A 17432-nucleotide genomic window follows, 5' to 3' on the forward strand; every position below is an offset into this window, starting at 1 on the left:
CATAAGGATGCCCGACGGGAATGTCGGGCATCTTTTGCGAACTGGATTTCCGTCAGCTGTTACACAGCATCCGACAACGACGTGAACGTGAAATCACGCAGCTTCATCGGCGGGATCATCATCACAAAGCTGGACTCGTCGCCGGCCACGCGCACCGGCTTGCCCAGCTCGTCGATGTTGTTGAGCATGATCACCGGCGACTCGTTGAAGCGGAAGTTCTTCACCGGGTGCTTGATCTGGCCGTTCTCGATGTAGAACGTGCCGTCGCGGGTCAGCCCGGTCAGCAGCACGGTCTGCGGGTCGACCATGCGGATGTACCAGGTGCGGGTGACCAGGATGCCCTTCTCGGTGCCGCGCACCAGCTCGGCGATGGACTTGCTGCCGCCGCTCATCAGCAGGTTGCCCGGCTGCGCGTTGGCGGTCTTGCCCTGCTTCTGCGCCCAGTAGCGCGAATAGCTGAGGTTGGCGACCTTGCCGTTCTCGATGATGGCCATGCGCTCGCGCGGCATGCCTTCGCCGTCCCACGGCAGCACCGGTGCATCGGGATGCCACGGGTCGGCGAACAGGTTCACCTGCGGGTCGTAGACCTGCTCGCCCAGCTTGTTGCCGCCGCCCTTCCTGGACAGGAAGCTGCGGCCTTCGTCGGCCGAGCGGGCGCTGAAGAAATTCATCATGAAGCTGATCAGGCCCGCGGCGGCGGCCGGCTCCAGGATCACCGTGTACTTGCCCGGCTCCAGCGCCTTGGCCTCGGCCGATTCGGTGGCCTTGCGCTTGGCGATCTCGATGTCCTGGTCGGCCCTGAAGTCCGATGCGTCCTTCAGGTTGCGGCCTACCCAGCCCGAACCACGGCCGTCCTCGGTGCGCACGGTGCAGGTGTAGTTGAAGTTGGTGCTCTTCTGGTAGCCGAAGTTGCCGTTGCTGTTGGCGATGGCGACGAAACCGTTGCCGTCCTCCAGGAAGCCGGCGGCGACCAGGCCATGGCCACGGCACGGGGCGATCGAGTCGGCCGCCACCTTGGCGCGGAACTCCGGGTCGATCGCGGCGGTGGACGCGCTGAAGGTCGGGCTGGCGGTGTACTGCTGCTTGCCGATGGCCGGCACGAACTCGGGGTTTTCCGGTGCCAGCTTCGCAAGGTCCTCGGCGCGGCGGACCACGCGCTCCAGCGAGGCGTCATCGAACTCGTTGATCGAGGCGGTGCCCACGCGCTTGCCGAAGGCCACCTGCACGGCCAGTTCGGCATTGCTGACGATGCCGCTGGTGGAGACGTTGTTCAGCGCGAAACGGATGTTGCCATCGACCGAGCCGGCCAGCGTGGCGGTGCATTCATCGGCCTTGGACAGCGCGATGACCTTGTCCAGGATGGCCTTGGCTTCCTGTTCGGTGAAGATGCTCATGGTTCTCGAAGCTCCTTGACGATCAGCCGAGGCTGCGCGCGGTATTGATGACGTTGATGCCGTCGAAACGGGCGGTGGACGAGCCATGCGACACGGCCGAGACCTGGCCCGGCTGGCCCTTGCCGTCGAAGAACGAGCCGCCCAGGCGGTAGTCGCGCTCGTCGGCCACGGCGCTGCAGGCGTTCCAGAATTCCGGCGTGCGGATCTGGTAGGCCACGTCCTCCAGCATGCGGGTGATCTGCCCGTTCTTGATCTCGTAGAACAGCTGCCCGCCGAACTGCGCGTTGTAACGCTGCTGGTCGATGGAGAACGAGCCGTCGCCGATGATGTAGATGCCGTTCTCCACGTCCTTGACCAGGTCGGCCACCGACAGCGGGGTCTTGCCCGGTGCCATCGACACGTTGGCCATGCGCTGGAACTGCACGCTGGACCACGAGTCGGCATAGCAGCAGCCATCGGACTCGGTCTTGCCCAGGATGTGGGCCTGGTCGCGGATGGTCTGGTAGTCGACCAGCTTGCCGTCGGTGATCAGCGGCCAGCGCTTGGTCTTCACGCCCTCGTCGTCGTAGGCCACCGCGCCGAGCGAGCCGGGCTGGGTCTTGTCGGCGAAGATGTTGACCTTGTCGCTGCCGTACTGGAAATGCTGCTCGCGCTTGTCCAGCGTGGCGAAGCTGGTGCCGGCGTAGTTGGCCTCGTAGCCGAGCACGCGGTCCAGCTCCAGCGGGTGGCCGACCGATTCGTGGATGGTCAGCCAGGTGTGCGAGGGGTCCAGCACCAGGTCGTACTTGCCCGGCTTCACCGACGGCGCCTTGAGCTTCTCCTGCGCGTCCTTGGCCGCGGCGATGGCGTCCTCGCGCATGTCGTAGGACTGGCCGTACACGGTCACGCCGTTGGGCAGCACGGTCTTGCCGGAGGCGTCGCCGTCCAGGTATTCGAAGCCCAGGCCCATCGGCGAGGACAGGCCGTCGCGGGTGCGGAACTTGCCGCTGGCCTTGTCGATGGCAGTGACCGTCATCGGCGCCCAGATGCGATGCACGTCCTGGTCGATGTAGGAGCCATCGGTGGAGGCGAAATACTTCTGCTCGTTGACCAGGAACAGCATCGAGTTGACGAAGCTGGCACCGGCGGCGGTCGCGGCGGCATTGACGCCCAGCAGCAGGTCGGCCTTGTCCTTGATCGGCACTTCCATCGCGTTCTTCCTGATCGGCGTGCGCCAGCTGACCTCGCCGTAGCCCGGTGCCTTGGCGAACTGCACCGGCGCGGTCTGCACCTTGGCGTTGGCCTTGGCGATGGCGGCGGCCTGCTGCGCGGCCTTGACCACGCCGGCCGGGCTCAGGTCGTTGGTGGCGGCGAAGCCCCAGGCGCCATTCACGATCACGCGGATGCCGGTGCCGGTGGACTCGGTGTTCACCACGTTCTGGACCTTGTCCTCGCGGGTGATCACGAACTGGCGCAGGTAGCGGCCGATGCGCACGTCGCAATAGGTGGCGCCGGCGGCGCGCGCGGCGTTCAGTGCGTCATCGGCCAGGCGTTTCTTGACGACGGGGTCGAGCACGGTGAGCAGCTGCTCGGCGGCGATCGCCTTGCCGAAGAACGATGGCACCATCAGGCCACCGGCGGTGAGCCCGGTCAGGGCGAGGAAGTCACGTCTTTGCAAGGCTGCTCTCCGGAGGCGCGGCCCGCGATGCGGGCAATGGGCAACGAACGACGATGGTTTCGCGATGCTCTGCGAACCCTCCCGATTCTTGCGGGCGCGCGATGGCAGCGGTAGTGACTTTAGGCATGGATGATGTGCCGGTGGTGCGGTTCGGAGCGCACGGCATCCCCTCCGCAACGCGTCCCTTGCCTGCGGCAAAGGGAGGGAGCGGTTCAGGAGTGAACGGGAGGGCTGGCGTTGATGCGTTACCCGCGGCCCCCGACCACGTCGCCCATCACCCCCTGCAGCCATTCCACGAACACCCGCAGCCGCTGCGAGGGATGCCGCCGATGCGGGAACAGCAGGTGCATCGGCATCGGGTCGGCGCGGTGGTCCGGCATCACCTCCACCAGGCGCCCATCGGCCAGCTCATCACGCACGTCATAGGCGGGGATCTGGATCAGCCCCATCCCGGCGATGCAGCAGGCGATGTAGGCCTCGGCGCTGTTGACGGTGACGCGCCCGCGCAGCGGCAGGGTGTGCAGCGCCCCGTGTTCGCGCCACTCCCAGGGTTCGACCCGGCCGCTGCCGGGCGAGGCGTACAACACACCCCAATGCTGCTCCAGCCGGCGTGGATGAACAGGCACGCCGTGCGTGGCCAGGTAGCCGGCACTGGCCACGTTGAGCAGCGGCAGCTGGCCCAGGCTGCGCGCCACCAGGCGCGAGTCCTGCAGCGGGCCGACCCGCAACGCGCAATCCACGCCGTCCTCGACCAGGTCGATGCTGCGGTCGGTGATGCCCAATTCCACGTCGATCTGCGGATGCGCCTGCAGGAACGCCGGCAGCGCCGGTGCCACGATCAGGCGCCCGATGCGGCCGGGGACATCGACCTTCAGCCGCCCGCTGAGCGCCTGCGGCGCCTGCCGGAACAACTGCTCGGCCTCGTCCGTGTCGGCGATCAGCTGCTGGCAGCGGGCATGGAACAGCAGCCCGTCCTGGGTGGGCGTGACCTGGCGGGTGGTGCGGTGGAGCAGGCGCGTGCCCAGCCGCTGTTCCAGCGTGCGCACCGCCTCGGAGACGGTGGAGCGCGGCAGGTTCAGCTGGTCGGCGGCGCGGGTGAAGCCGGCACAGTCGACCACGCGGACGAAGATGCGGTACAGCTCGATGCGGTCCATGGGCGGATTGTCCGGAAAGGCCGACAAGTGAAGTCAGAATGGCGGGCTTTATCCGGAATTCCAAGCCGATAGCCTCTGTGGGCATCCACCCGCACAGGAGTTGCCCCATGACCGACCATCGCATCCACGGCAAGACCGTCCTCATCGCCGGCGGCGCCAAGAACCTGGGCGGCCTGCTCGCCCGTGACCTGGCCGCCCAGGGCGCGGCCGGCATCGCCCTCCATTACAACGGCGACGCCGCCCGTGCCGAGGCCGAGGCCACCGCCGAGGCGGTGCGCGCCGCCGGCGCCGACGCGCACCTGTTCCAGGCCGACCTGACCCACGCCGCGGCGGTGGAGCAGCTGTTCGCCGATGCCCGGCAGGCATTGGGCCGCATCGACATCGCGGTCAACACGGTGGGCAAGGTGCTGAAGAAGCCGATGACCCAGATCAGCGAGGCCGAGTTCGACCAGATGGACGCGGTCAACAACAAGGCGGCGTTCTTCTTCCTGAAGGAAGCCGGCCGCCACCTGGCCGACAACGGCAAGGTGTGCACGCTGGTGACCTCGCTGCTGGGGGCATTCACCCCGTTCTACTCCAGCTATGCCGGCACCAAGGCGCCGGTGGAGCACTACACCCGTGCGGCGGCCAAGGAGTTCGGCGAGCGCGGCATCTCGGTGACCGCGATCGGCCCGGGGCCGATGGACACGCCGTTCTTCTACCCGGCCGAAGGTGCCGACGCGGTGGCGTACCACAAGACCGCCGCGGCGCTGTCGCCGTTCTCGCGCACCGGCCTGACCGACATCCAGGACATCGTGCCGTGGGTGCGCTTCCTGGTGTCCGAAGGTTGGTGGATGACCGGGCAGACGATCCTGGTCAATGGTGGGTATACGACGCGCTGACAGCGTCGCCCCTCATCCGCCCCGTTGGGGTACCTTCTCCCGCTTGCGGGAGAAGGAAGGGGTTTGCTGCAGTGTGCGGTGCTTCCCTGCCTTCTCCCGCAAGCGGGAGAAGGTGCCCGCAGGGCGGAGGAGGGCAGCGTTTCGCGTTTACCCCAACGACCGCGCGGTATTGATGATGCTGACCCCGTCAAAGCGCGTCGTCGCCGAACCGTGCGACACCGCCGACACCTGGCCCGGTTGGCCCTTGCCGTCGAAGAACGAACCGCCCAGGCGGAAGTCGCGTTCGTCGCAGATCGCACTGCAGGCGTTCCAGAACTCGGGCGTGCGGATCTGGTACGCCGCATCCTCGACCAACCCGGTGATCTCGCCGTTCCTGATCTGGTAGCAGAGCTGGCCGCCGAACTGCGCGTTGTAGCGCTGCTGGTCGATCGAATACGAACCACGGCCGTGGATGTAGATGCCGTTCTCCACGTCCTTGACCATCTGCGCCGGCGTCAGCGGCGCCTTGCCCGGGGCCAGCGACACGTTGGCCATGCGCTGGAACTGCACGCTCTTCCACGAATCGGCGTAGCTGCAGCCGTGCGAGGCGTTCTCGCCGAGGATGTGCACCTCGTCGCGGGTGGCCTGGTAGTTGACCAGGATGCCGTCCTTGACCAGGTCCCAGCGCCGGGTCTTCACGCCCTCATCGTCGTACCCCACCGCGCCCAGGCTGTACGGCTCGGTCTTGTCGGCGGTGAAGTTGACGATCTCGCTGCCCCAGCGATAGCCGCTCTCGCGCTTGTCCAGCGTGGCGAAGCTGGTGCCGGCGTAGTTGGCTTCGTAGCCGAGCACGCGGTCCAGCTCCAGCGGGTGGCCGACGTTCTCGTGGATGGTCAGGAACAGGTTGGACGGGTCCAGCACCAGGTCGTACTTGCCCGGTTTCACCGACGGCGCGGTGAGCTTGGCGCGCGCCTGCTTCGCGGCGGCGATGGCGTCCTCGACCGGGTCATAGGAATGCCCGTAGCCCACCACGCCACCGGGCAGCGCGTGCTTGTCGGCGGCGTTGCCGTCGAGGAACTCCCAGCCCATGCCGGCCGGCGCCGACAGCCCGGCGCGGGTGCGGAACTTGCCGCTGGCCTTGTCGATGGCGGTGGCGGTGAACGGCAACCAGATGCGGTGCACGTCCTGGTCGATCCACGAGCCATCGCTGGAGGCGAAGTACTTCTGTTCGTTGACCAGGAACAGCTGCGAGTTGATGAAGTCGGCGCCGGCGTTGATCGCCGCGGCGTTGATCGACAGCAGCAGCTCCACCTTGTCCTTGACCGGCACCGCCATCGCGTTGCTGCGGATCGGCGTCGCCCATTGCACCTCACCGACGCCCGGCGTCGGTGCCAGCTGCACGGCACGGGTCTGGATCTTCGCGTTGGCACGCGCGATCGCCATGGCCTGGGCCACGGCGGCGGCCACGCCCTGCGCATTGGTCTGGTTGCTGGCGGCGAAGCCCCAGGCACCATCGACGATCACGCGGATGCCCACGCCGGCGGATTCGCTGTTGGTGACGTTCTGCACCTTGTCTTCGCGGGTGACGATGGCCTGGTTGAGGTAACGACCAATGCGCACGTCGCAGTAGCTGGCACCGCCGCGTTTGGCCAATGCCAGCACGGTGTCGGCCAATGCCTTCTTCTTCGCCACGTCCGACGGCGTGAGCAGCTCCTCGGCGGCGATCAGGCGGGCATTGGGCAGCATCATCCCGGCCAGGCCGAGACCGGAGAGAGTGAGGAACTGACGGCGTTGCATGGGGGGCGGGGCTCCGGAGCAGGCGATGCACGCATCGCGCAAGACCGTTGAATCTCGGCGCCAGCCCACGCCGGGCACAAGTGACCATGGTCATGCGTGGGCCGAAAGTGGCCTTGCGGCACAATCACGGTGGTCTTTCCCGGTAGCGCCGCCATGCCCGACAAACCCTATGCCGAATCCTGCGATCGCAACCGCGCGCCCATCCTGGCCGAGCTGCAGCGACACCTCGGCGGCGCCCGGCGCGTGCTGGAGATCGGCAGCGGCACCGGCCAGCACGCGGTGCATTTCGCCGCGGCGCTGCCGTGGCTGAGCTGGCAGGCCAGTGATCACCGCGACCACCTGCCGGGCATCAGGCAGTGGCTGGACGAGGCGGCGCTGCCCAATACGCCGGCGCCCATCGCGCTGCAGGCAGTCACCGAACCCGTCGCCGGCCTGCAGCCGGTGCCCACCGCTGGTGGCCGCTTCGATGCGGTGTTCACCGCCAACACCCTGCACATCATGAGCTGGGCGCACGTGCAGGCCTTGTTCGCCGGCCTGCCGGCGGTGCTGTCCACCGATGGTCTGCTGCTGGTGTACGGGCCATTCAACTACGGCGGTGCGTTCACCAGCGACAGCAACCGTGCCTTCGATGGCTGGTTGAAGGCACGCGATGTCGCCTCCGGCATCCGTGACTTCGAGGCGGTCGACGCGCTGGCGCGCGCGCAGCGGCTGGTGCTGCAGGCCGACGTGGCGATGCCGGCCAACAACCGCTTGCTGGTCTGGCAGCGCCAACCCGGTTGAGGACCGGCTAGGATGCGGGAACTTCTCGGGAGGGCAGGGCGTGGTGAAACACGGTCGTAGGTGGTTGTTGGCGGTGGCCCTGGGCGTGACGCCCTGGTGGGTGCAGGCACAGCAGGGGGATGCACGGCAGGCGGCCCTGCAGGTGCAGGCCAGCTATCCCGGCGTGATCGAGCTGGAGGTGGACGCCAGCGACGTCGACCGCCGCATCCAGCGCGTGCGCGAGCGCATCCCGGTGGCCCCCGGCCCGCTGAGGCTGTGGTATCCGCAATGGATCCCCGGCAACCACGCGCCGACCGGCCCGATCAACCAGATCGGCGGCCTGGTCATTCGTGGCAACGGCCAGCCGCTGCAGTGGCTGCGCGATCCCGGCGACATGTATGCCTTCACGCTGCAGGTGCCCGAAGGCGTCAACGTGCTCGACATCGAGTTCCAGTACCTCTCGCCCACGGCTTCGGACCAGGGGCGCGTGGCGATGACGCCGAACCTGCTCGACCTGCAATGGCATCGCGTGGTGCTGTACCCGGCCGGCGTCGATGCGCGCGGCATCCAGGTCAAGCCGTCATTGCGCCTGCCCGACGGCTGGCAGAGCGGCACCGCACTGGACGTGGCGCGTCGCGAGGGCGGCACCGAGCACTACCAGCCGGTGCCGTTGATGACGCTGATCGATTCACCGGTGTTCGCTGGCCGCCACTTCAAGCGCTTCGCGCTGGATGAAGCCGCCAGGCAGCCGGTGTGGCTGGACGTGGTCGCCGAGAACCCGCAGGCACTGCAGGCCGATGCCAAGGTGCTGGACGCGCACCGCGCGCTGGTACGCGAGGCCGACGCGGTGTTCGGCGCGCGGCCCTACACGCGCTACAACTTCCTGCTGGCGATGTCGGACGTGTTCAGCGGCATCGGCCTGGAGCACGCGCAGTCCAGCGAGAACGGCATGCACGACGGCTACCTGCGCGGCGAGCGGCCATTCATGGACAACGACCTGCTGCCGCACGAGTACGCGCATGCGTGGGTGGGCAAGGCCTGGCGCCCGCGCCCGACCTGGGTGCCGCATTACAACGGGCCGATGCACAACGACGAGCTGTGGATGTACGAAGGCCAGACCCAGTACTGGGCGGTGGTACTGGCCGCCCGCTCGGGGCTGTGGAAGCCGGACTACGCGATGGCGATGCTGGCCCAGTTGCAGGCCAACTACGCCACCCAGCCGGGCCGGCAATGGCGCGACCTGCACGACACCGTGCACCAGGGCATCCTCGACTTCAATTCCAAGCCGCAGGCCTGGGCCGACTGGCAGCGTGCCTTCGAGTTCTACAACGAAAGCACGTTGTTGTGGCTGGGCGTGGACGCGCGCCTGCGCAGCCTGTCGAAGGGAAAGGTCACGCTGGATGATTTCGCCAGGCGCTTCCATCAGGGCGGCACGCAGGGCGAGATCCGCCTGTACGACCGTGCCGACGTGATGCAGGCACTGGAAGCGGTACAGCCAGGTGACTGGGATGCCTTCATCGGCACGCGCCTGGATGCGCGTGACGGCAGCGCTCCGGATGGCCTGAAGGCCGCCGGTTGGGAGCTGTACTACAGCGATGCGCCAAACCTGGTGGTGGCCGATGGCGAAGCCGACGGCGTGACCGACCTGCAGTACGCGTTGGGCCTGAAGGTAGGCAGCGATGGCGTGCTGCAGTTCGTCGGTTGGGAGAGCCCGGCGTTCAAGGCGGGGTTGGCCAAGGACGTGACGCTGGTGGCGGTCAACGGCCTGGCGTACAGCGGCGGGCGCCTGAAGCAGGCGGTGATCGATGCGAAGGAAGGGACGCCGATCGAGCTGATCGTGCGCCAGGCCGACAGCTTCCGCACCGTGCGCATCGACTACCGCGATGGACTGCGTTACCCGCACCTGCGCCGTGTCGAGGGCAGCGCGGATCTGTTGACGAAGATCCTGGCGCCGCGGCGATAAGGGCAGCGGAGCCTGACCAGTGCGCGACAACCTCCCTTCTCCCATGCATGGGAGAAGGTGCCCCGAAGGGGCGGATGAGGGCGCTTCTGCTTTGTTCGCGGAGAGCCTGCCCTCACCCCAACCCCTCTCCCGCACGCGAGAGAGGGGCTTGAGCAAAGCGAAGCCCCACCAGTACACGGCATGCCCGGGAACCTTCCTTCTCCCATGCATGGGAGAAGGTGCCCCGAAGGGGCGGATGAGGGCGCTTCTGCTTTGTTCGCGGAGAGCCTGCCCTCACCCCAACCCCTCTCCCGCAGGGAGAGGGGCTTGAGCAAAGCGAAGCCCCGCCAGCACACACCATGCCGGGGAACCTCCCTTCTCCCATGCATGGGAGAAGGTGCCCCGAAGGGGCGGATGAGGGCGCTTCTGCCTTGCTCGTGGAACGCTCGCCCTCACCCCAACCCCTCCCGCAAGGAGAGGGGCTTCAAGCATTCACCTCAATACTCCCAGCGGTACCCGATTCCGAACGTCCGCCCCTGCGCGGCCACGCTGGAAATCTGGCCATAGGTCGCTGCTGCCTGCTGCCCGTACACCGTCTTGTAGTCGCGGTCGGCCAGGTTGTAGATGCCGGCGCTGAAGCGGCCCACGCCCAGCGGAATCTCCGCCAGCAGGTCGAACACCGCATAGCCGCTGATCTTCGCCGACGGCGTGGCACGAATGGTTGGGCTGACCGCCGCCACCTGAGCGTCGCGCCAGGCATGGTCGGTGCCACCCACCGCCTGCCCCTGCAGCCGCAGCAGGCTGTCGGTGGCGAAGCGCCACTGGCCGTACAGGCCAGCCTTCAGCGGCGACACGCGGAACGCGTTGAGCTCGCGCCACTGGCCGTTGGCATCCTTGTACTGGCCGCGCGTGCTGGCCACGCTCGCACCGAACTCCCACTGCTCGTTGGGCAGGTAGCGCAGGTTGGCCTCCACGCCCCACACGCGCTCATCGGTGTCGGCGACCGACACGCTGTAGTCGCGGTTGAACTGCACGGTCTTGTCGGAGTTGTTGTAGAACGCGGTGAAGCCTCCCTGCAGCACCGCGTCATCGCTGCGACGCCAGCCCAGCTCGTAGTTGTTGACCTTGATCGGGCCGATGTTGCGGCTGTCGATCACGAAGCTGGCCGGCACGTCGCGCAGCATGCGCTGCGTATCGGGCAGGCTGAAGCCCTGCGAGAAATTGGCGAACAGCTGCTGGCCGTCGGCCACCTTGTAGACCACACCCGCATTGAACAGCGTCTGCGAATGGCGGACGTTGCCGCCGTCCAGCAGCTTCGGCACATAGGCCGAGTTGGCGGTGGCCGCGATGGCCTCGGTGTAGGGCACCGAATCGGCGACGCGGTTGCGCAGGATCTGGTGGCGCACACCAGCCTGCACGGTCACGCGTTCGGTCAGCGGGTAGTCGCCCTGCAGGAACAGGCCGGTGGTGTCCACGCGCACGTCCGGGCCCATCGCATGGCGCTGGGTCGGCACGTAGTTCAGGCCATTGCTGGCGATGAAGGCAGTGATGTCGTAGGTCTGGCCGATCTGGCGGTCCTTCTCACGCTCATGGTCCACACCGTAGGAAAGCTGCAATGCACGCCCATCCACGTCGAACGCCTTGTGCAGCGCGCTGCGCACGCCCCACACGTCGATGTCGGTGTTGGACTGCATCGCCACATAGGCGAAACCGCCCGGCAATGCCGGATGCATCGCCGCCGAGACCGATGGGAACCAACGGCCTTTCTCGTTGCGGTAATACGCTTCCACGCTCAGCTCATGCCCGCCGAGGATGTCGCGGTTGCGGTACTGCGTGTTGATGCCCTGGTGCCTGGTACGCGGCTGCTCATCCAGCTGCAGGCCCTTCACCGCGAGGTGGCTGGGGCGGTAGGCCGGGTTGAACAGCACGGCCAGACGCGGGCCGTAATCCGGGCCGTAGTCGCTGTCCTGCTGGTCGTCGTACCAGCGCAGGCCCACGCTCAGCTGCTGCTTCTCGTCCGGGTTCCAATCCAGGCGACCGTTGAACTCCTTGGTCTCGGTGTCCTGGCGGTCGGTCTGCGCGATCTCCGGGCCGATGCGCCGGCCATCGGCATCCAGCGAGGCGCCCTGGCGCGCATAGTGGATGCCGGCCGCGCCACTGAGCGTGCCGCTGCGGAAGGTCAGCGTCTGCGCCAGGTTCCAGGCCAGGTTGTCGCCATCCACGTCCGAGGGGCTGCGCAGGCCGACCTGCGTGGCCAGCGCCAGCGGCTGCTCGCCCGGCTGCAGGGTGATGATGTTGATGATGCCGCCGCTGGCACCGGCGCCGTACAGCGCGGTGGCACCGGAGATCACCTCGATGCGCTCGATCATCGTCGGCGAGATGCTGTTGAGCTGGCGCGAGCCATCGCGTGCTCCGGTCAGCGGCACGCCATCGATCATCACCTGCACGCTGCGGCCACGCATGGTCGTGCCGTAGTTGCTGGTGGTGCCCGAGGCCGGGGCCAGCGACGGCACCAGCTGGCCGAGGATGTCGGCGGTACTGCGACCGGCGGCGATCTGCTGCGCAACCTGCTCATGGTCGATGCGATACACGGTGCCGGCGATCTCGGCCACGCTGCGCGCGGCGCGGGTGGCGTTGACGCTGACCGTATCCAGTTGCTGCACGGAAGTAGTGCTCTGCGCATACAGCTGGCTGCTGATGGCCAGGCTCAGCAAGGCGAGCGGAAGGGTTGCCGCATGATGCCGCATGGTGTCCTCGGGGATGTCGTCAGGGGGAAGGGGAGGGCGCTGCCAGGCGCGTCATCACCGGCCTGCACAACAGCAGGCCGATGGCCGATACGGCCGCCAGCAGCAGGTAATACGGGGCATAGCCCAGGCCTTTGGCCAGGAAGCCGGAGGCCGCTCCGCCGATGAAGAACAGCAGCAGCTCGAAGCACACCAGCAGGGTGAAATCGGTGCCGGCCTGCTCGCGCGAGCTGACCCGCATGAACAGCGCATACAAGCTGGTCATGGCCACGTAGCGCAGGGCCAGCATTGCCACCACCAGCGCGCCGAGCCCCCACCGTGAATCGGCCAGCACGCCGCCATACAACAACGCCGCCAGCAGCACGTACAGCACGCTGCGCCAGATGCCGGCGTGCATCAGTAGCTGTTCGGCGCTCCGCCGCTTGAGCAGCCACGCCGCGGCCACGGCGGCAAGCATGCCGATGCCGGCACCGGTTACCGAGATCAGCAGGCCGATATCGGTCAGGCTCCACTGCTGGTCGACCAGCAGCGGGTTGATCATCGCCATCGCCGGTGCCTCGACCAGCCGGTACAGCACGATCAGCAGCAGCGCCCAGCGCATCGACGGCCGGCGCAGGGCGCGCAGCACGCTCGGATGCTGCTGCTCGGCCGGGCGCGGTTGCTCCTGCACTGCCTGCACGGCAAGCAGGGTCAGCGCGCTCATCGCCGCCAGGGTCAGCAGCGCCACGTTCCAGCCACGGGTTTCGTACAGCCACAGCACGCCGGCACCGCCGACCATGCTGCCCAGCGCCACGCCCACGCTCTGCGCCATGCTGCCCAGCCGGTGCTCGGCCGGTGCCAGCGCTTCGACGGTGTAGCCGTCGATGGCGATGTCCTGGGTGGCGGCGATGGTGGAAATCCACAGCCCCACCGCGAGGAACACGCCCAGGCCGTGGTCCAGCCCGGTCGCGGCCAACGCCAGGATGCCCACCAGCAACAGCAGCTGCGTCAGCCACAGCCAGCTGCGGCGGCGCCCGATCCGCGGCAGGTGCCAGCGGTCGACCAAGGGCGCCCACAGGAACTTGAACGCCCACGGCAGGTACAGCAGCGACAACATGCCGATCCAGCGCAGGTCCACGCCCTGGCTGCGCAGGATGGCCGGCACCGCCACGTTGTAGAAGTACAGCGGCAGCGCATGCGCCATGTACAGCGCCACGATCACGGTCAAGCCCAGCGGCGCGGCGACCGAACGCTCAACGCGCATCGCCGGCCTCCCACTGGGTGGTGATCCATTGCAGGCCGGCGTGCTCGTCGGTGGTGACGAAGTAGGGCACGCCCCAGGCCGCGTGCAGGGCCGGGGTGTCCAGCCGCTGCTGGTCCTCGGCCGAGACGGCGATGCGCACCAGCCCGTGGCAATACCGGCGGAACGCGGCCTTGTGCTGCTTGTACCAGACCGCCTGGATGGCCCGGTAGTCCTCGCAGAAGCCGGCGCCGGGCAGGGTGGCGGCGATGAAGAAAAACGGTGTACGGGCCACGATCAGGCGTTCCACGCCGGCCAGCCAGCGGCGGATCTCGTCCGCATCCACCTGGCCGTGGAACACGGCGCGTACCAGCACCGCCTCGTTGATCGTCAAACCCATCACTGCTGCCTGTTCAGGAAAGAACGCCCAGCGACAGGTGCCGGGCCTCAAATGAGAATAGTTACCAATTCCATTGCAAGTTTAGGCGGGGCGACGGAAAATTTAGGCACGACCACATTCCCGGGATGCCCTGCATGCAGGTTTTCACCTGCGCCGAACTGATGACCGCCGCCCACGCGCTGGGTGGGCAGGTCGATTTCGATGCCGGCATGGCCGACGCCACGCCGGTGTTGGCCGGCTGGCAGCAGGTGCACGCGGTCGATGACGGGGTGGTGCTGTACCTGAGCCGCAGCCGCGACATGGTCGGCGGCAGCAGCCATAACCGGCTGGCGCCGGGCATCACCGCCGGCTTCCTGGTCGATGGCGAGGCCGACGTGGCCATCGGCAGGCATCGGCTGCGCCTGGAAGGCGCCCAGCGGCGCATGCCGACGATGCTGGTGCACCTGCGCGAGGAAGACAGCTTCCGGCGCCATTGGCAGGCCGGTCGCCAGGAGGGCAAGGTCAGCCTGCACCTGGGCGATGACTGGCTGCGCCGTCAGTTGGATGGCGATGCAACCGGTAGCGCGCGGTTGTCGCGGGTCTGCCGCAGCCATGCCGACAACCACGCCTGGCGCCCGGGTGCGCCCTTGCTGCAGCGGGCGACACGGTTGCTGCAGGACGCGCCGCAGGCCTTGCCGTTGGTGCGCCGCCTGCAGCAGGAGAGTTTCGCGCTGGAGCTGGCCGCCGACGTGCTGCAGGCCCTGTCGCAGGAGGACGAAGCGCGTCCGCTGAGCGCGCACCTGCAGCGCTGCGTGTCACGCCTGCAGCAATGGCTGGAAAGTGGCGAGGCCGACGCACTGAGCATCACCCAGATGGCGCGCCAGCTCGGCACCAACGCGGTCGACCTGCAGCGCGGCTTCCAGCACTGCCACGGCCAGAGCATCGCCCACCACCAGCGCCAATTGCGGCTGGAACGCGCCCGCCAGGCGCTGCAGCGTCAACGCGTACCGGTGGACGTCGCCGCCGCCATCGCCGGCTATGCGCACACCAGCAGCTTCAGCGCCGCCTTCAAACGCCAGTACGGCGTATCGCCCTCGCAGCTGAAGTAAGCCCGGCGGGGAAACTTACCCGGTAGGAGCGGCTTCAGTCGCGAAGCTAGTGAACGGGTTCGCCGCGAAGACATTCCGGTTGCTGATGATCGTTCAAGGAGAATCCGCATCACCTGCTCGGGTAATGCAGTTCGTGCCTCCGTGAAATTACTGACGGAAAAGAGTTGTAGACGAACAGAATACTGATCGATGCCTTGGACGAATGGGTGGCTGCTTTCGACCCATAGCGGCCATTGATGCGGCTGCCCAGCCTGTCGCTGAGTCCGATTGGATGCTGGCTTGCCAGCCGGACCCTGCCGCCCTAGGATCGAGCCGTATCAAGGGAAAGCGCGCAACTCAGTGCTTTGTGGATGAGCCATTTAACTGGACCCACGGGTCCGTCTATTGGGTAGTTAGGCCGCATGAGACTTCGCTCGCTAGCCAACCTTCTGTCCGGGGCAATGCCGGTCGACGACTACTCTGCAGAGATCTCCGCGGAGTTGGCTCTGCACACCCAAGGCCTTGCGACGGCGGGCGGCACTGCCTCGGTCGCGCTCACGGAGGACACTAATCTCACCTTGGATCGCGCTGGGCTCGGTGTCTTGTGCCGCCTATTCGCATCGGGGAAGCTAACTGCCGCTGAGCTTGCCTACACTGCTGATGCCTTACAAATGGCCGATCGCGTTGAGTTTTCAGGTCCTGATATCGCCAGTGACCTGGCAGAGTGCACAGACCCGGAAGTCAACGGGCCTCTTACCGTGGCAAGAGCACTAGAGATTGCTAGCAATGGCGCGGCGGCCTAACAGTTCATTCAAGCCGAACTCGCTTCGCGAGTCGGCTTAATTCCAGGGTTGGACGCTACAGACATGTCCCAGTTCTTGTTGGTAGAAAGCGCGGAACCATCTACCGACGTTGCCGGCGTCAGCTTTCATGCGCTATCAGACGAGCTACTACTGAGGGCAGCCTTCCACAATTTCGGAACACCTTTCGTTTGGAGCTTGACCGACGAATCAGACAGCATCGATTCAATGTCAGATGCGGCAAAGGACGCAATAGCTGCAGGCGTGGAACTTCAGGACACTCTCCTAGGCCAACTTCTACTGGAGCAGATTGAGCTCGGAAGGAATTTCTGCCTGTTCTGGGGCGACGACTTTCAGAACTTGCCAATTCTGCGGAATAGCGACGAACTTATGGCTATCATCAGCGAACAGCTCCACTCGGATGGTGCATGGAATTGGGAAATATACGCTCTTTGGAAAGGCCCCGAGGCCGATAGCGCCTAACAGTTCATTCAAGCCGAAACCGCGTCGCGGGTCGGCTTAAATCTAGAGTTAGAACTCAATGCCCGATCCCCGCAAGATTGTTCTGCACTCCCAGGCGGGCTACAGGCCCGAACTAGACACCCTCGTAGCGGGCTGGATTCAGGAGGACATCAGGTATGTCGGGGTCGTTGGCGTAGACGCCTCTTGCCTTGAGGATGTCATTGATCAGCTGTGCATAGGGGACGGCTCTTCTCCTCACTTCATGCTCACTGCCTCTCATGGTCCAGATGAGACGCTCGCGGATGCTGTGTTCCTAGCTGAGCAGCTATCCGAGGGCGTCGGCAGCGGCCCTGTTGAGGTAGTTGAGTTCTAACAATTCATACAAGCCGACGCCGCGTCGCGTCGCGGCTTAACTCCAGAGTTGAACGGCCGCTTCTGGCCGGAAGCGGCCTTGGAAGATCAAATCCAGACCAGCGTCACGTTGAGCACCGGGTATGACCAGCGCCGCATTGCTGTCCAACCCCAACGCTTCCAGAATCAAGCGGCAGCAAGTACACGGTTCACCCACTAACGGGCTGCACATGCATCATGCAGTGGATTCTTCAGATCTCAACCAACGGAAGGTCGGGTCACATGTTCAAGATCGTGGTTGTTGCAGCATTCCTGTTGACCGCCAACAGCGCACTGGCGCGTGACCGCCCGATCCAATCATGCGAGAAGGCGCCGCTTCTGGCGGAAATCCAGAAACGTGTCCCCGACCACGTCATCGGTGAATCGGCCGACGTGAAGCCTGCGCCGGTGGGGACGCTGCCGACGTTTCCCCGTGGTATCTGGATGCGCTCCGGCAGCAGCCTGACCTGCGTCGTGGTGGCGCTGGATGCCGCTGGAACACCGCAGGATGCCGTCGTTTCCTATCCGTCCCGGTTCGCGTTGACCGAGCAGGAGAAGCAGATGGTGCTGTCCGTCCAATGGACGCCGGCGCAGGTGGGTGGGCAGGCGCGGCCGTCGCTGGTCTCCATGGATTTCCGGACGCGCTGACAGGCGACCCGCAGCTTCCCGGCGAACGGCCGGGCGGCTATGCGAACAGGTTGTGCATGCCCCATGCAGCCTGAGCGGGAAACGCGTCGTCACCGGCGTTGGCTCGCCCGCTACGGTGATCGTGCGCCACCTGCATCGC

The 17432-nt window shown here is 66.4% G+C and carries 14 protein-coding genes; 7 read left to right on the plus strand and 7 right to left on the minus strand.

Features of this window, described 5'->3' with window-relative positions:
* Nucleotides 1-59: 59 nt before the first annotated feature.
* The 3 genes from ACIPR8_RS15710 to ACIPR8_RS15720 all read right to left on the minus strand — a co-directional run bounded on the left by ACIPR8_RS15710 (nucleotide 60) and on the right by ACIPR8_RS15720 (nucleotide 4205).
* A complete protein-coding gene (locus ACIPR8_RS15710; protein ID WP_132862328.1) occupies nucleotides 60-1394 on the minus strand; it encodes a TldD/PmbA family protein in 1335 nt (444 codons plus the stop codon).
* A 22-nt stretch (nucleotides 1395-1416) separates the two neighbouring features.
* Nucleotides 1417-3051 carry a TldD/PmbA family protein gene (locus ACIPR8_RS15715; protein WP_446541612.1) on the minus strand — a complete coding sequence of 545 codons (1635 nt, stop codon included), beginning with the start codon at nucleotides 3049-3051 and terminating at the stop codon, nucleotides 1417-1419.
* A 245-nt stretch (nucleotides 3052-3296) separates the two neighbouring features.
* Nucleotides 3297-4205, minus strand: a complete 909-nt coding sequence (locus ACIPR8_RS15720; protein ID WP_132862329.1) for a LysR family transcriptional regulator — start codon at nucleotides 4203-4205, stop codon at nucleotides 3297-3299.
* Nucleotides 4206-4312: 107 nt separating this feature from the next.
* Here ACIPR8_RS15720 and ACIPR8_RS15725 point away from each other — a divergent pair, with 107 nt between their 5' ends.
* Nucleotides 4313-5086: an SDR family oxidoreductase gene (locus tag ACIPR8_RS15725; RefSeq protein WP_192288326.1), complete on the plus strand. Its 774-nt coding sequence runs from the start codon at nucleotides 4313-4315 to the stop codon at nucleotides 5084-5086.
* A gap of 147 nt (nucleotides 5087-5233) precedes the next feature.
* Here ACIPR8_RS15725 and ACIPR8_RS15730 read toward each other — a convergent pair whose 3' ends face one another.
* Nucleotides 5234-6862: a TldD/PmbA family protein gene (locus tag ACIPR8_RS15730; protein WP_446541613.1), complete on the minus strand. Its 1629-nt coding sequence runs from the start codon at nucleotides 6860-6862 to the stop codon at nucleotides 5234-5236.
* Nucleotides 6863-7015: 153 nt separating this feature from the next.
* Between ACIPR8_RS15730 and ACIPR8_RS15735 the strand changes: the two genes are divergently transcribed.
* A complete protein-coding gene (locus ACIPR8_RS15735; protein WP_446541614.1) occupies nucleotides 7016-7642 on the plus strand; it encodes a DUF938 domain-containing protein in 627 nt (208 codons plus the stop codon).
* 43 nt (nucleotides 7643-7685) lie between these two features.
* The gene (locus ACIPR8_RS15740) at nucleotides 7686-9584 is read left to right on the plus strand and encodes a M61 family metallopeptidase (protein ID WP_446541615.1); all 1899 of its coding nucleotides are present in this window, start codon (nucleotides 7686-7688) and stop codon (nucleotides 9582-9584) included.
* A 476-nt stretch (nucleotides 9585-10060) separates the two neighbouring features.
* Here the strand turns inward: ACIPR8_RS15740 and ACIPR8_RS15745 are convergent, their stop codons facing one another.
* From ACIPR8_RS15745 to ACIPR8_RS15755, 3 genes are read right to left on the minus strand one after another with little or no spacing between them, the layout of a single operon-like run.
* Nucleotides 10061-12310, minus strand: a complete 2250-nt coding sequence (locus ACIPR8_RS15745) for a TonB-dependent receptor (protein ID WP_446541616.1) — start codon at nucleotides 12308-12310, stop codon at nucleotides 10061-10063.
* 19 nt (nucleotides 12311-12329) lie between these two features.
* Nucleotides 12330-13550 (minus strand): MFS transporter, encoded by a 1221-nt coding sequence (locus ACIPR8_RS15750; protein ID WP_446541617.1) that lies wholly within the window; start codon nucleotides 13548-13550, stop codon nucleotides 12330-12332.
* On the minus strand, nucleotides 13540-13926 hold the full coding sequence (locus ACIPR8_RS15755) for a hypothetical protein (RefSeq protein ID WP_446541618.1): 387 nt from the start codon (nucleotides 13924-13926) through the stop codon (nucleotides 13540-13542). Before ACIPR8_RS15755 ends, ACIPR8_RS15750 begins: the two co-directional genes overlap by 11 nt.
* Before the next feature lie 134 nt (nucleotides 13927-14060).
* Here ACIPR8_RS15755 and ACIPR8_RS15760 point away from each other — a divergent pair, with 134 nt between their 5' ends.
* The 4 genes from ACIPR8_RS15760 (at nucleotide 14061) to ACIPR8_RS15775 (ending at nucleotide 17293) form a co-directional block, all read left to right on the plus strand.
* Nucleotides 14061-15014 (plus strand): helix-turn-helix domain-containing protein, encoded by a 954-nt coding sequence (locus ACIPR8_RS15760; RefSeq protein WP_446541619.1) that lies wholly within the window; start codon nucleotides 14061-14063, stop codon nucleotides 15012-15014.
* Between the two features lie 845 nt (nucleotides 15015-15859).
* Nucleotides 15860-16276 (plus strand): hypothetical protein, encoded by a 417-nt coding sequence (locus tag ACIPR8_RS15765; protein WP_446541620.1) that lies wholly within the window; start codon nucleotides 15860-15862, stop codon nucleotides 16274-16276.
* A 58-nt stretch (nucleotides 16277-16334) separates the two neighbouring features.
* Complete coding sequence (locus ACIPR8_RS15770) at nucleotides 16335-16628, plus strand: hypothetical protein (protein WP_446541621.1); 294 nt, start codon at nucleotides 16335-16337, stop codon at nucleotides 16626-16628.
* A 215-nt stretch (nucleotides 16629-16843) separates the two neighbouring features.
* Entirely contained in the window at nucleotides 16844-17293 is a 450-nt protein-coding gene (locus tag ACIPR8_RS15775; RefSeq protein WP_446541622.1) for a hypothetical protein, read from the plus strand.
* The last annotated feature ends 139 nt before the right edge of the window (nucleotides 17294-17432 follow it).

It is taken from the genome of Stenotrophomonas sp. LARHCG68 (genome assembly GCF_052871705.1).